The organism is Acinetobacter sp. ACIN00229, from assembly GCF_016106645.1.
Taxonomy (GTDB): Bacteria; Pseudomonadota; Gammaproteobacteria; order Pseudomonadales; family Moraxellaceae; genus Acinetobacter; species Acinetobacter oleivorans.
This window is the reverse complement of the sequence record NZ_JADWOM010000027.1, coordinates 26152-41005: the sequence shown is the minus strand read 5'-3', so window position 1 is coordinate 41005 and position 14854 is coordinate 26152. Positions and strand designations below refer to the sequence as shown.

Sequence of the window (14854 nt, the reverse complement as noted above, 5' to 3'; positions counted from 1 at the left end):
TAATGCCACGGATAGAAGGAGTTCTCACGTGAAAAAGGTTGTTAAAGCTAAAAATTTGATTGCGTTTCGTATTTGGTTAGAAAAGTTAGGGTATTCAGTTAAAAATCTCGCTGACGGGAAAGGTTTTACTTTTAGTTTTAAAAAAGAATATGGTTTGGTCACTTGTGAGTTAGCAGGTAATTCATTAGCTATGCAATTAGGTGAAGAGTTTGAGGATCACTTAAAAGCATAATTTTTTTACGACTTGATTTTAATTACAGTACTGTCTTTCCTGAAAGACAAGTAATGTTGCAGAACTTTAGAATGGCTTAATTAAAATATATTTTTTAGTTATTAAATAAAAAATCTGTAGCAGGGCTACTCTCCCAAATTGCCCTTAGCTACAGATTTTTTTATTTTGTAAGGTTAATCTGCTTTATGGTTCTTTAATGCTTTATCAAGAAGATCTTTATCTAAAGCCTTATCCCAACGTGCCACCACAATTGTTGCACAAGCATTACCAACTAAGTTTGTTAATGCACGGCATTCAGACATAAAACGGTCGATACCAAGAATTAAAGCCATACCTGCGACAGGAACAGCCGGCACAACGGATAGAGTTGCAGCCAGAGTAATAAAGCCTGCACCAGTCACCCCTGCTGCACCTTTAGAACTTACCATTGCAACAAGAAGTAATGCAATTTGTTCACTAATTGATAAATCTACATTACACGCTTGTGCAATAAACAGAGCTGCCATAGTCATGTAGATATTTGTACCATCAAGGTTAAATGAATAACCTGTTGGAATGACTAGACCTACCACCGATTTTTCACAACCTGCTTTTTGCATTTTGTCCATTAAAGATGGTAAAGCTGCTTCTGAAGAACTTGTTCCTAAAACCAACCAAAGCTCATCTTTGATATAACGAATTAAGTGAATAATTGAAAAACCGTTGTAACGAGCTACTGCACCTAAGATCACTACGACAAATAACACCGCAGTAATATAGAACGTCATAATTAATAATAATAAATTACCAATTGATTCGATTCCATAAGCACCGATTGTGAAAGCCATTGCACCAAAAGCACCAATTGGAGCAAGCTTCATTAACATACCAACCAAGTAGAAAACTGGAGCTGTTAAGTTATTTAAAAAATCGGTAATTGGGCGCGCTCGGTCGCCTAAAGCAGCTAAAGAAATACCAAATAACACCGCTACAAATAATACCTGCAAAATCTCGCCACCAGCCAGAGGACTGACTAAGGTTTGCGGGATAATATTCATGAAGAAATCGGTAATATTTGTTGCATGTGCCTTCTCAACATAAGTATTTACTTTGTCGTTGACTAAGGTAGCAGGATCGATGTTAAGGCCTTTACCCGGTTGGATAATATTTGCCACAATCATACCAACCACAAGAGCCAAGCTTGAGAAGGTCAGAAAATAAAGCATCGCTTTACCAGTTACACGGCCCACACGGCTCATGTTTGTCATACTGGCAATGCCTGTAACAACTGTTAAAAAGATGACGGGAGCAATAATCATTTTAACGATCTTGATGAATGCATCACCAAGCGGTTTTAAACTTTCGCCAAGTTCTGGGTAAAAATGACCAATTAAAATGCCCAAAATAATTGCAAAAATGACCTGTACATACAAAATTTGATGAAATTTCTGTTTTTTCTGTACCGTTTCTTGGTCAAGGGTATTGAAATCCATTATCTAAATACCTTTTCAATGGGGATAAAAAAATAAAATATAAAGCCAGCACCACAAGCTGCTTTAACAAGGAAAAGCCATTGTAAAGAATAAAAAACACCCTGTGTTATAAATTTAAAAAATGTCAAATTCAAAAATCATGCATTAATTTGTATAGAATACTTTTTATTTTAAGATTTAAAAAATTATTAAAATTATTAAAAATAAGATTAAATTATTGTTTATATTAAAATTTAACCCTATTAAAGGTAATAAAATCGGCTTTAACAACTTGTTTCACTGAGTCAGAACCATCATTTATTAAATAAATGATTTTATTAAAAACATGTAAATTATAAATTATGAAAATTTAATTTAAAAATAATAAGAAAAATTGATATATAATTTTTTAACAAGAGAAAATGTCTATTTCTTGTTAAAAAATTACCCTAATAAGCTGTGATAAATTAATTAAAATTAGGGTGGGCCTTAAATAACCGCTCTAATAAAATATGGACGTAGTCTAAGCTTAATGTACGATCAGTGAATAAGATGCGGAATAACATAGGTGCAATCACAGCTTCGATAATTTCTTGATTTTCTATAGTTAATTCACTACGCGCCTTAGCTCTGGCTTGAATAATATCAAGTTGTTGAACGATTAAAGTTTCACACTTTCGAGCGTTTGAAGATTCAGTTGCATATAGCAAATCTCGTAGCAATGTTTGCCCTACTTCAGAAGAGTACTCTTCGAAATATTGTTCGACCCATGTCGTGATATCAAGCTGAAATGAGCCTAAATCTTTTGGCTCCATATCGGGTTTAAGCTCATTAAGAGCAACATCTGAAAATAACTGATTGATATCTCCCCAACGACGATAAATTGTAGAAGGTGTTACACCTGCTTCATCAGCAATCATGGGTATAGTAATTTGGCTTTGCTCCAGATTTTTTTGAAGCTCTTTTACTGCTTGATGTACCGCAGTTTGAATTCTTTCACTACGACCACCCGGGCGTAACCCAGTAACGACTTTTGCCATTAATTAGCTCTACTTCAATAAAAACGATTAAAATAATATTTGTATATACAAAATACACTAAAGCTAATGATTTGCTTTAGTGTAAAAATCATGTATAAAAGCTAAATATTCGCTTTTATGTTATTCATCTTATATGAACAATTCAAGTTCAAAACGGTCTGGATCAGTTTTTCAGTTAGATTCAACAGTAGCATTGACCTTAAACACAATCACGCTTATGACCTTTATGGCGGCGTCTAGTGCCCCTACGCCTTTATATCGTTTGTATCAGCAGATATGGCAATTTTCGCCCGTTATCTTAACTTTAATTTTTGCAACCTACGCGTTTACCTTACTTGCTTCTTTACTCATTATTGGCTCTTTATCTGATTATATCGGACGTCGGCCCGTCATTATTTCAGCAATTTTTTTGCAAATCGCTTCAATGAGCTTTTTCCTTTTTGCCTCAGATGTTTCTATGTTATTTATTGCGCGTGGCCTACAAGGTATCGCAACAGGTCTTGCCGTTTCTGCAATTGGAGCTGCAATCTTAGATTTTAGTAAGCATCATGGTTCCTTAATTAATAGTATTGCCCCAATGGTCGGCATGGCAGTAGGCGTTTTTATTACATGTTTTATTCTGCAATTTTCAGCTCAACCCTTACATTTGGTTTTTGAACTCTTATGTGTTTTGTTTGCACTTGAACTTATTTTAAGTTTCTTTAATCCTGAGACTGTACGTAAAAGATCTGGAGCTTTGGCTTCTTTAAAACCCAACATGGCTATTCCTCATCAAGCAAGAGGTGCTCTATTAAGTATTAGCCCTATTAATATTGCACTTTGGATGGTCAGTGGTTTTTTCTTATCACTTATGCCCTCTTTACTGGCAAAAATTTTTCAGACATCTTCAGCTTGGCTAAACGGCAGTATGTTTATGGCGCTCGCTCTTTCAGGTGCGGCAGGGATTCTGACTCTTAGAAAATCTACCAATTTTCGTATTTTGCTCACGGGCACCTTATCCATCATTATTGGTGCAACCGTTTTATTTTTAGCGATCAATTTTACAAGTGCTGTGGTTCTACTTATTGGTTCTATTATTACTGGAGTCGGTTTTGGTACAGCTTTCATGGGAGCAATTCGCACAGTCATGCCGCTCGCTTTACCGGAAGAACGCGCAGGTTTAATGGCTGCATTCTTTGTTGAAAGCTATTTGGCTTTTAGTGTTCCAGCAATTCTGGCAGGCTACTTTGTGGGTAAAATCGGACTTATGAACAGTGCCAATATTTATATGAGTTTAATTATTGCTCTTGCACTGATTGCCCTTCTAATGATTTTTAAAAATATTAAAAGTAAATAAGGATGTGTTAAAAAGTCAGCCTCAAATGAAGCTGACTTAAATAATTTAAAACAAATGATACTTAAATAAATAATTTAACTTCCGATTACTACATTGATGTCTATTGAAATTCGTTAGACTATTTTTAATATCAAAATTCACTCGTGAGCTGAACTTCGATACTAAATAAATAAAATGCTCAAAAGGATTTTCTATTTATCATTATAAAATATAAGGAAATTTATTATGGATAATTTCATTTTGACAACTTTTGACTGGGTTCCAGAATTACCACGAGGTTTTGTACGAGATATAAGGATAAGATGGGCATTAGAAGAGGCAAAAATGCCCTATCAAATAAATAGCGTATCTTTTTATGAACGAGGAGCTGATCATTTTTCTCACCAACCTTTTGGGCAAGTTCCTTGGTTAACAGATGGTGATATTTCAATTTTTGAAAGTGGCGCTATCTTATTTTATTTGGGTGAACGTAGTCGTGTACTTTTACCTACAGATCCGAAACAGCATAATGAAGCTATAGAATGGTTATTTGCAGCACTTAATTCAGTAGAAATGGCGAGCCTTCCTTGGGCTTTATTAAGATTTTCTAATGCTCAGACAGATAGTCCCGCACACAAACAATTTGATGCCTTTCTTCAGTCTCGCCTTCAACATATGGAGTCATTTCTTGCAGAGCGTGAATGGTTAGCTCAGTCGTTTTCTATTGCCGATATTGTTATGGCTGACGTATTACGTTTGGTGAATAAATTTGATGGGTTGACAGAATTCCCCCATTGTCTCGCATATGTTCAGAGAGCGACTATACGCCCTTCTTTTCAAAAAGCGTATGCTGACCAAATGGCTCATTTTGCAGTGGCAGATGCCAAGAAGAATGCTTAAACATGTCATCATTTAAGCATTCTACATTTATTAAGCTAAAACTTAAGATTTACTGATCACGCCAAGGCTTCAAAAAACGTTTTACATATTTTTTAAAAGGCCACGTAAACTGTTTTACAAAACTATTTGGGATTTTATAGCCCACGGTTCCATATACACTCGCCAAATGACTAGGCATATATACGCTTTTAAAAATGACATCATAGAGTGGAATAAACGCAGCGTAATTTTTATCAATGGCAGGTTTTTCTGAAGAATGATGCCAATGGTGAAACTCTGGCGTTGCGATAATCCAGCGCAAATATGGAAAACGAAAACGCACATTAGAATGAATAAAAATAGCGTGAAATGAAATAAAAACTAAATAAGCAAAAACTGCTGAAGTATGAAAACCTAACAGAAAAATCGGTAAAGTCGCAATAAAGCGAGTCATTAGCACTTCAATGACATGCAAACGAGAAGATGCTAACCAATCCATATATTCAGTCGAATGATGAATTGCGTGAAAACGCCATAAGAAATTAACTTCATGCATAGCGCGGTGCAACCAATACACCGTAAAGTCGACCACAATTAATAGTTCAATAAATTGCAGCCAAATTGGCTGAGCTTGTACATAAGGCACAATTGGATTATCAGGTAGATGCGTAATCCAATATTGAATCGGCATGACGGTTAAAAAGCTAAATAATTGAATGCCAATATGACTGACCATGAAATATTTCATATCAGTCACCCAGCCTATCCTTAATATTTTCTGTTCAGGATTTTTAGCAAAAAAACCTTCAAGCGGAATAAAAATGAACGCTAAAATGAATAAGGTTAGTACAAAATAATCGATACCTGCATAAAACGGTACACTTGGTAAAACGGGTGCTTCAATTACCCCACACCCCAAAACCGCTGCTAAAAGTGAAAAACATAGTCCGTAAAAGCCATATCGGTTTTGACGGACAATTGCACTAAATGCACCGAAACCAGCGCTAATAATAATGCCCGTAATCAAGCCATAATAAAAAATATGATAATGTTTTGCGTAAAGAGGACGGAGTTCTGGAGTCGTTAATACACTAGGAAATAAAAAGCATAATGCACCAAACAGACAAAGTAAGCTGAGTGACATCGAAATAAAGGCGCTGATTTTCCCTAAACCTGCGTTCAGTTCTAAATTCTCAAATTTTGCTCTTAATTGATCTGTCATAATTCATATACAATTCTTATTCTGTATAACGCGAATGCTATCAAAATTTAATAATAAATTGGAAAGAACTTTAAGTTCTCAAATCAAAGCGCTTAATCTGAAAATGAAATTTTAAATAGCTGTAAATAGTTTTTATAAAACTTCAAATATTTGACCGACAGATTGAATCAGCCATTTTCTAGCAATAATATCATCACTACGATTAAACCAGTTCAAGCTCACTTTAAAAGAATCCATAGCGAAAGGTAATTCAAACATTTGGACATTACCATGTGCTAAATAATGTCGAGCTGCTCGCGATGGTAATGTAACCAACATATCTGAACTCTGCAAAACACCTTGTAAAACACTAAAATGTGGAACCTCTAAACGAATTCGTCGCTTCAAATCCATTGTTTTTAAATATTGCTCAACTTGGATATGCCCTGTCGATGACTTGATGGCAACATGATCTTCTTGCAAATATTGCTCTAACGTCAGTTGCTGTTGTAGCCTTGGATGGTCAGCTCTAGCAATGCATACATATCTTTCTTCAAATAAAGTACGCGTTTCTATTTTGGGCATTATGGTCTGTGTACTATTAAATACGGCTAGATCTAAAAAGCCATCAATAAGCCACTGTTCAACCTTAGACGACTGAATCTCTTCAATCTCAATTTGAATATAGGGCGCTGTTTTCTGCAAAAAGGCCATAAGACTAGGCAATAGGCAAATCTCCCCTGCGTCGGACAGTCCGATTCGGAAAGTTTTATTGGAGTTTTGAGGATGAAACTCCTGTGCTTGAGCAATCGCTGATTCAATATTAAAAATTGCTTGATGAAAAATTGGATAAAGCTCATGTGCAACTTTTGTAGGTTCGACGCCACCTCTGCTTCGGGTGAACAACTCGTCATTTAATTGACGGCGTAAGCGGTTCAAATTATAAGTCACAGAAGGCTGACTCAAATTCAATTTATCAGCAGCTTTACTAATATGCCGAGACTCATAAATACAGACAAAAACTTTAATCAAACCTAAATCCATGGTTCTGATCCTTTAAATACTCTAAACAAAGACTTTAACTTCTTTGTTTAGAGTTTAGTTCCTTTTACAGGAATAAAAATGCTTAATTCTTATGGAGATATACTTGAATTTAGCATTACACGTTTGGTTCGATTACAAATACTTATGGCAATAACACTTAAGGTTGCCAGTACGCAAGGAATGGCTAGTGCGATAAAATTATATTCAATCGGTAGGTGCAAACTTAAAAGCCAGCCGCATAAAATTGGACCTAAAATCGCCCCAATACGGCCTACACCCAAAGCCATACCAATGCCAGTACTGCGAATTGGTGAAGGATAAAACTGAGCCATATAAGCCAGCAATAAAATTTGCCCGCCAATAGACGCCGCTCCTGCAATGGCAATACAGAAATATAAGATGACCATGGGTAAAGCATAGCTCAGCAAGTAAAGTGAAATTGCACCCGCTAAGAAGAGTGAACAAATAACTTTACCTAAATGAAAACGATCAGCAAAATATCCTCCACCGATTGCGCCCAACATCCCACCTAAGTTTAGCGCTAATAAAAAGACCAGACTGGTTGATAAATCATATCCTGCCTCGACCATGAGTTTTGGTATCCAGTTACCGAGCGCATACACCATCAATAAAGCCATAAATACACTCAGCCAGAAAAACACAGTGACTAAAGCACGGTTTTCGGTAAAAAGAGCAACCAAAGGTCGAGCCGCAGTTTGTTGATTTTCTTGGTGTAATACGATGCTCGTATAATCAGCTATGTTTTGTTCTGGCGCTAACTGTTTAAGTAAATCACGCACCTCATTCCATTTTTTCTGGCGAACCAGATAATCAATTGATTCGGGTAAAAATTTCCAAATAATAGGTAATGAAATGAGTGGAATACCCGCCAAAATAAACATGATTTGCCAACCAAATTTAGGAACCAACCACATGCCTAAAAGCGCTGAGCTCATACCACCAATCGCATAGCCACTAAACATAAGCGATACTAAAGTTGATCGTAATTTCTTTGGGGCAAATTCGGTCATTATGGCAATAACATTTGGCATTACGCCACCCAAACCTAGGCCGGCAATAAAACGATAAATGGCAAACTCTTTAGGACTGTTGGCAAAACCACATAACACCGTAAAACCGCTAAAAATGAAGACACAAAGCATAATTAAACGCTTACGGCTAAAGCCATATGACTCTAATTTGTCAGCCAAGCTACCGAAAATCATGGCACCAAACATCATGCCAAATAATGCAACACTGCCCAGCAATCCAGCAGTCATACTATCTAACTGCCAATGTTGCATGAGCTTAGGCAATGCAACACCATAAATAACTAAGTCATAGCCATCAAAAATAATAATGAGCGCACTCAGCAAGATCACCCGCCAATGTAATGGTGTTAATCTTGCATCATCAATCAATTGATTTGCATTTAGTTTTTCCATAATTGCTTTCCTTAGCAAATTGTGTGTAAAACAAAAATTTATTTAAATGGTTGCCATTCCTAGCTGATGTAATTGTTGCTGTGCTTCTACAACATCCTGTTCTAGATCGTGTTGCCATAACCAGTCAAATCGATGCTCAAGATGTTCGCCAATTTCGGCAAACGTTGGGTACTGAGTCGAATAACACTCATAAATTTCGCCAGACTCACGAGAAGTTTGTTGAACACGACAAGCACGTTTTAAACGGAGCTTTTCATATATTGAAGACACATCGGCTAACTGATCTGCTTGTAAGTTTTTTGTCGACAATAAGGCCGCAAGGATTAATGCATCTTCAAGACCTTGGCCTGCTCCAGCACCTTGGTGAGGTAACATGGCATGTGCAGCGTCGCCCATGACAATGACATGACCTGAGGTACTTTGATAAGTTGGAAGCTCTTCAATTTCATGTAAGGCCCAAATGGTAGGCTGTTCAATTAAACCGAGTAATATTTGGCAGCTTTCGCTCCATTCTGAAAAATCGGAAAGCATTTGAGCTTTATCGACAGGCTTAGTCCACGGTGTATCGGCTGGTAGTATTGTATCTTCGCGGTTTGAGCAGAAAGCAACGATATTAATTTGCTCCCCCTTACGAATTGGAAACGTTAAAATATGTTTGTCTTTGCCCAATAACATTTGTGGAATATCTGCTAAATCTGTATCGCCATTTATTTGTTGCAAAGCTTCTTTAAATGAAGCGTGAGAAATAATGCCACGATAAGCCCAAGTTCCTGAAAAACGTGGATGAACTGGTGGTAAATGATGAGAAGCTAAAACATATTGGCGAGCCACCGAGCGGATACCGTCAGCCCCTATCAAATAATCGCACTCATGCTGACTACCATCATTAAAGTATAAAATCACCTGATCATCTTGTTCTTCAATCGCCTCTAGGCGTTTAGAAAAGTGGACATTTTGCGTAGGCATGTGAGGAATAATGGCATCAAGAAAGTCAGCACGATGAACAGATGACTGCCCTACACCTGTTGCGATCGATGCAGATAAATATTCATCGGTATAACCATTGCGCCATTGAAACCAAACATCTTGAAATGGTGGCGATACTTTATCTGCAATTGCATGATATTCGTTAGCTAAACCTAACAATTCAATGGCTTTGACTGCATTGGCACCAAAAGAAATCCCTGCCCCAATTTCAGAAAACTGAGGTGCAGATTCAAACATTTGGACATCTAAATGGGCGTGTTTACTTAAATTACTTGCTAAAGCCAGACCAGCAATACCACCACCGACCACGGCAATTCGAATATGTGTATTCATGTGTTTGTTCCTTAAACATCATTATCGTTTTCACATATTCATTTTTGAGAAGTTGGCTTATAAAGTCCAATTAGTATTTTTTTTGTTCAATTATTTAAAAATTAAATAATCGTCATTTGGGCGAGCCTCTATAAAGCCTAAAGGCCGCCCATGCTAATAAATGATTATTAAAACACTTTATGGTGTGCCTGGCGGGGTTCCAATAGCATATTTCATTGGAGCTTCATAAGTTGTCTCTGCAACTGGCGAAACGCGCCAAATCGTATTGCCCACATCATCTGCAACTAACACAGCACCTGAGAAATCAATTGCCACACCCACAGGACGACCATACGCTTTGCCTTTATCGCTGAGGAATCCCGTCAAGATATCTTGCGGCGGACCAGAAGGTTGACCACTTCTAAATGGGACAAAAATGACTTTATAACCACTGTGAGGCTTACGGTTCCAAGAACCATGCTGACCGATCAATGCACCTCCTCTAAATTGCGGCATGAGTTCGGCTGCATAAAATGTGAGGCCTAAAGAAGCCGTATGGTTACCTAGTGCATAGTCTGGTTTAATTGCACGGGCAACCATTGCTGGATTTTGTGGTTTAACTCGTACATCAACATGTTGACCATAGTAGCTGTAAGGCCAGCCATAAAAAGCTCCATCTTGAACTGACGTCATATAATCGGGTACTAGGTCACTCCCAATTTCATCTCGCTCATTAACCACCGTCCAGAGTTTTCCACTTTGAGGTTGCCAAGCCATACCATTTGGATTACGCAGACCTGTTGCAAATGGGCGTGACTGACCACTTGCGATGTCAAACTCCGTAATTTGTGCTCGGCCTTTTTCTTGATCTAAACCATTTTCAGCAACGTTACTGTTAGAACCAACGGTAATGTACAACTTGGTACCAGCTGGGTTAGCAATCACATTTTTGGTCCAATGGTGATTTAAAGGGCCACCTGGTAAGTCCAACACTTTGGTTCCACTGGCCGTAATTTGAGTTTCACCTTCTTGATAAGGAAAACGCACCAGTGCATCTGTATTGGCGATATATAAGTTATTACCGACCAATGCCATACCAAATGGAGAATTTAAGTTTTGAAGAAATACTGTTTTTTGGTCAGCGATGCCATCCCCATTGGTGTCACGAAGTAAGCTAATACGGTTTGCACTTGGATGAGATGAGCCTGCACGTCTCATCACAAAAGACATAATTTTACCTTTAATTCCTTTACTGTCTTCTGGTTTAGGCGGGGCATCCGTTTCAGCAACCAATACATCGCCATTTGGTAATACATAAAGCCAACGTGGGTGTTCAAGTCCTTTGGCAAATGCTTTGACCTTTAAACCTTCTGCTGGTTTTGGCATTACCCCACTCGGCCAGCCTTCTGCTGGAGCTATATTAACAGTTGGTAATAAGCTTGATTTAGGTTCAGGTAATTTTGGGTCTGGCCCATAACTGTCGGTAATTGGATATTGAGAGGATGAAGCGCATCCAGCTAATGTAATTAAAACCGTAGTGCCAAAAATTGGCAGTAAAAAACGTGTCGCCATGGGTTATCTCCATTTATTTTTTGTCGTCATGGAAATAGCGTAATTTATGTTTGCAATTAAACAAGCAACTTTAATGGAGTCTTTTGTTTATGGCTTGAAAAAAACGTTCTTTATCTTTTGGTGAAATCATCACTGAAGTAATTTCTCCATTTTTCATATAATAAATTTTGAGTCGATCTAATGAGAGTGCTGGAGATGAAAGTGGATTATGAGTAGGCTCTATTTGGGTAATATCATCAATATTAATTTCCCATCGGAATACCAAACTCTTAATCATTAAAGTTTTGTTCTCTATCAAATAATAAGTATTAAAGATGGGAAGCCAAATAAGAAAAATGATTAAACTATAAATGAGGAGATGTGGAAAATTTGAAGCTAAAGAATAATGATAATTTGCTTCATAAATCTTCATAAGGATATTGGCAGTGATAACAACAAATATTAATAAAAGCCACCAATCAATTTTTGATCTAAATTTCAAAAGTTATCCTCCACGTCTAAATCTCATTTATAACAAGTATTTCTATATATTTTTTATAAAATAATTGAACTAAAAATTAGCTTTAAATGTTAATGATACAAAATCTCGATCATCTATCGTGCTAAATTCATTAGAACCAAAAAAGTTATTATAGGCAATCTCTGTTGTATATTTTTGCTGATAAGTCATAGCTAACGCTGCACTTACACTCATTTGCCCTTCTTGAAAGTTTTGGCTATATCCATAAACATCATGTCTAAAACTAAGACTTGGCGTAATCACTGTAGAGGGTAAAATATCTTGATAATTTAATGCGCCACGTAATCGGTAGCCAAAGGACCATTCATTAAAAAAACCATTTTTATTACAAAAGCGTTCATTTAAATTGTCTATTTCTGCATTTGTAAGATGAGCTGTACCATACGGCGTACATTTAAACTCGCCTGTTTCAGGATTATATGCCCCTGTTGACAGCTCACTACGGCCAAATGCGCCTGTCCGTCCAATCCGATGATTACCAATATCTGCAATATGGTTTAAGGCAAACTCTGTAGACCATGTCATCGAGTTTGCGCCCCAAATATTGAATATGCTATCAGTTGCTCCAACTGAAAATTGTGTTACGGGCAAGCGTACATGTCCTTGAATATATTGACCTAATTCAACAGTTTTTCCCGGCGGCGCAAATGGTGTTCCTTCCGATAGCACTTGAGCATAGACAATGTCTGTACCGTTTAGTTGTAAAGGTTGATTAGGTTTGTGGGTTAACTCACTAAAAACAGTTGTTGTTCCAACTTTCCCAGTCAAACTTAATCCAAACATTTTGATATTTTCAGGATAGATAGAAAAATAACTCGCGGTATTAAAATGTTCAGGTCCCGATGCCGTTACAGCGGTTCCATCAAAGTTTGCATTACGGCTATGGTAGTTCGCATAGTAAATACCTAACTCAGCATTATTTAAACTTGGTAATGTCTGTTTTAAAGCAATACCATATTGGCCATTATCCTTTGCTTTTCTACTTTCTGCACGTGGAATATAGGTACGTAAACGAATTGCGGTATCTGATAATTTATCTCCCCCTCCAGCAATCAGAACTGGACCTGCATTTTCGGGCACAAAGTCTGAAATCTCAAAAAAAGTTCCGTTACCATCAACAACTGAAGGTCTAAATTTAAATTGATAGAACCCTTCTATTTTCAAATTTTTATTAATGCTTGTGTCGAACGAAAACATTTCGGTTGGAATGATTCTTTCTTTTGCATCACCACCCGGTCGGTTAATTGCAGCAAAATCAAAGGCACTCACCGAATTTAAACCGTTTTGAAAAAACTGAGATTTCCCCCAACTTAATGTCTGTTTGCCTAATTTTAAATTGATGCTTTTTCCACCATCTAATTCAAAATCTTTCCATATATAGGCATTCCATAAATCGATACCTTTAAACTTTGCGAGCCTTGGCCACGCTGAATCATTAAAGGGTTTAAAGTCTCCTTGTCCTGTCTCATAGGCATGGTCATACCAGTATTTAGTGCTAATGACCGCACCTTGTTGTTTTCCATTTAGCTTAACTTCAGTTATGCCTCTAATAATCTGTGAAATGGCATCATATTTACTAAAATTCATACGCCCATCATCACCATTCACATCAATGCTAGCGCCTTGTTTCCCTATTTTGTTTGCGTCAGGCCGATAAAGTAATGAAACAGATGGATCTTGGGTACTCCAACTGGCACCTAGGCTTAATGTCGTTTTTGTATCGACCTTCCAGTCTTTATCAATATCAAAACTGGCTGCGTTCGCTTTAGACATGAATAAAATTAGGCTTAATGAAACACCTATTTTTTGAATATATAAAACGTGATTATTTCTTTGATTTAAATAGACGTAATGACCCATCATATTATCTCCTTATCAATATGATTTTTCTTATTTATTGCTTATTACTCAAAGCCATCCATTGGCTTTTAAATGGTTTACCTAAGCAGGTATTTTTTGTACTAGGCTGGTTGTTCGACCTGATCTAACTGTTGAATAAATTGTTCAGCTAAAGGCCAATAGCCAAAGCCAGATGCAGGGTTTAAATGTCCTACTTCACCCAAATTTACGAGTTGACTCCCCCACTTTTCTGCCATTTCACTTACAGCCTCATAACAAGCTAAATGGTCATTGGTGCTTGCAACCAAAATGCTGGGGAAAGGTAGTGTTTGATTAGGTAAAGGACTCCATCCTTCTTGATGAAGTACAGTTGGGCTTGGATAATTTTCTGGCCAGCTTTCGTTTAAGTCAGGCGGAGCTACAAGTAAAGCACCCTGAATTGGTCTTTGATATTTTGCAGCCCAGTGTGTTGTCATCAATACGCCTGCGCTGTGTGCAACCAAAATGACAGGCCCTTGTATTTGTTCTAGTTGTGCTTGTATTGCAGCAACTCTATTTTCACAATTGAGTTTGTTGGTTTCTACAGGTGGTACAGAACGAACCTTTGCTAGCTTTGTTTCTAAGATCGTTTGCCAATGCTCGGGAACATGATCGCGTAACCCCGGAATAATTAAAATTGTTGCTTTGGTTTGTATTTTTTCCATTTCGACGCCTGTGAATTTTGCCATCTAGGAGGCTTAAGAATTTTTATAAAACTCCATTCACAATAAAGGCTCATTTCAGTTAATGGTGTACATAAGGCGTCACGGACTTTTCATTTGACGACACATCTTTTTAAAATTTAATAAATTAATTACAATAGTTTTTGTAATTACAAGTGAATTAAAAGAACAGGTTTAAATTGAATCGACATCACGATTAGGCGCTTAAATAAAAGCTTTTGTAATGCAGATATTTTAGTTATAACTAGATATCAGCTGTAAGGAATATGGCTGATTAAGAACAGGAGATAATAAA

Annotated in this window: 13 protein-coding genes; 3 read left to right on the top strand and 10 right to left on the bottom strand. The window is 37.1% G+C overall.

Annotated features, from left to right (window positions below; all coding sequences use genetic code 11):
• Positions 1–28 precede the first annotated feature (28 nt).
• Positions 29–232, top strand: a complete 204-nt coding sequence (locus I7H67_RS18285; protein ID WP_003652518.1) for a hypothetical protein — start codon at positions 29–31, stop codon at positions 230–232.
• A gap of 173 nt (positions 233–405) precedes the next feature.
• Here the strand turns inward: I7H67_RS18285 and I7H67_RS18280 are convergent, their stop codons facing one another.
• Both I7H67_RS18280 and I7H67_RS18275 read right to left on the bottom strand, forming a co-directional pair.
• Positions 406–1704, bottom strand: coding sequence for a dicarboxylate/amino acid:cation symporter (locus tag I7H67_RS18280; protein WP_004791418.1), 1299 nt, complete (start codon positions 1702–1704; stop codon positions 406–408).
• 446 nt (positions 1705–2150) lie between these two features.
• Positions 2151–2723, bottom strand: a complete 573-nt coding sequence (locus I7H67_RS18275; RefSeq protein WP_005306800.1) for a TetR/AcrR family transcriptional regulator — start codon at positions 2721–2723, stop codon at positions 2151–2153.
• Positions 2724–2856: 133 nt separating this feature from the next.
• On the opposite strand from I7H67_RS18275, the gene I7H67_RS18270 reads away from it, so the two are divergent.
• Together I7H67_RS18270 and I7H67_RS18265 are read left to right on the top strand one after the other, a co-directional pair.
• Positions 2857–4059, top strand: coding sequence for an MFS transporter (locus I7H67_RS18270; protein ID WP_005306802.1), 1203 nt, complete (start codon positions 2857–2859; stop codon positions 4057–4059).
• A 225-nt stretch (positions 4060–4284) separates the two neighbouring features.
• The gene (locus I7H67_RS18265) at positions 4285–4938 is read left to right on the top strand and encodes a glutathione S-transferase family protein (protein WP_198308525.1); all 654 of its coding nucleotides are present in this window, start codon (positions 4285–4287) and stop codon (positions 4936–4938) included.
• A gap of 49 nt (positions 4939–4987) precedes the next feature.
• Here the strand turns inward: I7H67_RS18265 and I7H67_RS18260 are convergent, their stop codons facing one another.
• The 8 genes from I7H67_RS18260 to I7H67_RS18225 form a co-directional block, all read right to left on the bottom strand.
• Positions 4988–6139, bottom strand: a complete 1152-nt coding sequence (locus tag I7H67_RS18260; protein WP_005306805.1) for a sterol desaturase family protein — start codon at positions 6137–6139, stop codon at positions 4988–4990.
• A gap of 132 nt (positions 6140–6271) precedes the next feature.
• Entirely contained in the window at positions 6272–7162 is an 891-nt protein-coding gene (locus tag I7H67_RS18255; RefSeq protein WP_151302432.1) for a LysR family transcriptional regulator, read from the bottom strand.
• Positions 7163–7251: 89 nt separating this feature from the next.
• On the bottom strand, positions 7252–8607 hold the full coding sequence (locus tag I7H67_RS18250) for an MFS transporter (RefSeq protein ID WP_198308524.1): 1356 nt from the start codon (positions 8605–8607) through the stop codon (positions 7252–7254).
• A 42-nt stretch (positions 8608–8649) separates the two neighbouring features.
• The gene (salA, locus tag I7H67_RS18245) at positions 8650–9927 is read right to left on the bottom strand and encodes a salicylate 1-monooxygenase (protein ID WP_198308523.1); all 1278 of its coding nucleotides are present in this window, start codon (positions 9925–9927) and stop codon (positions 8650–8652) included.
• Positions 9928–10104: 177 nt separating this feature from the next.
• Positions 10105–11478: a PQQ-dependent sugar dehydrogenase gene (locus I7H67_RS18240; protein ID WP_198308522.1), complete on the bottom strand. Its 1374-nt coding sequence runs from the start codon at positions 11476–11478 to the stop codon at positions 10105–10107.
• 70 nt (positions 11479–11548) lie between these two features.
• Positions 11549–11959 (bottom strand): PH domain-containing protein, encoded by a 411-nt coding sequence (locus I7H67_RS18235; RefSeq protein WP_198308521.1) that lies wholly within the window; start codon positions 11957–11959, stop codon positions 11549–11551.
• Between the two features lie 69 nt (positions 11960–12028).
• Complete coding sequence (locus tag I7H67_RS18230) at positions 12029–13858, bottom strand: DUF1302 domain-containing protein (RefSeq protein ID WP_198308527.1); 1830 nt, start codon at positions 13856–13858, stop codon at positions 12029–12031.
• 101 nt (positions 13859–13959) lie between these two features.
• Positions 13960–14565 (bottom strand): RBBP9/YdeN family alpha/beta hydrolase, encoded by a 606-nt coding sequence (locus tag I7H67_RS18225; protein WP_198308520.1) that lies wholly within the window; start codon positions 14563–14565, stop codon positions 13960–13962.
• Between the last annotated feature and the right edge of the window lie 289 nt (positions 14566–14854).

Excerpts from the sequence above, each read along its gene's own strand:
- I7H67_RS18280 (WP_004791418.1), bottom strand. The coding sequence starts at position 1,704 with ATGGATTTCAATACCCTTGACCAAGAAACGGTACAGAAAAAACAGAAA.
- I7H67_RS18275 (WP_005306800.1), bottom strand. The coding sequence starts at position 2,723 with ATGGCAAAAGTCGTTACTGGGTTACGCCCGGGTGGTCGTAGTGAAAGA.
- I7H67_RS18270 (WP_005306802.1), top strand. The coding sequence starts at position 2,857 with ATGAACAATTCAAGTTCAAAACGGTCTGGATCAGTTTTTCAGTTAGAT.
- I7H67_RS18265 (WP_198308525.1), top strand. The coding sequence starts at position 4,285 with ATGGATAATTTCATTTTGACAACTTTTGACTGGGTTCCAGAATTACCA.
- I7H67_RS18260 (WP_005306805.1), bottom strand. The coding sequence starts at position 6,139 with ATGACAGATCAATTAAGAGCAAAATTTGAGAATTTAGAACTGAACGCA.
- I7H67_RS18255 (WP_151302432.1), bottom strand. The coding sequence starts at position 7,162 with ATGGATTTAGGTTTGATTAAAGTTTTTGTCTGTATTTATGAGTCTCGG.
- I7H67_RS18250 (WP_198308524.1), bottom strand. The coding sequence starts at position 8,607 with ATGGAAAAACTAAATGCAAATCAATTGATTGATGATGCAAGATTAACA.
- salA (WP_198308523.1), bottom strand. The coding sequence starts at position 9,927 with ATGAATACACATATTCGAATTGCCGTGGTCGGTGGTGGTATTGCTGGT.
- I7H67_RS18240 (WP_198308522.1), bottom strand. The coding sequence starts at position 11,478 with ATGGCGACACGTTTTTTACTGCCAATTTTTGGCACTACGGTTTTAATT.
- I7H67_RS18230 (WP_198308527.1), bottom strand. The coding sequence starts at position 13,858 with ATGGGTCATTACGTCTATTTAAATCAAAGAAATAATCACGTTTTATAT.
- I7H67_RS18225 (WP_198308520.1), bottom strand. The coding sequence starts at position 14,565 with ATGGCAAAATTCACAGGCGTCGAAATGGAAAAAATACAAACCAAAGCA.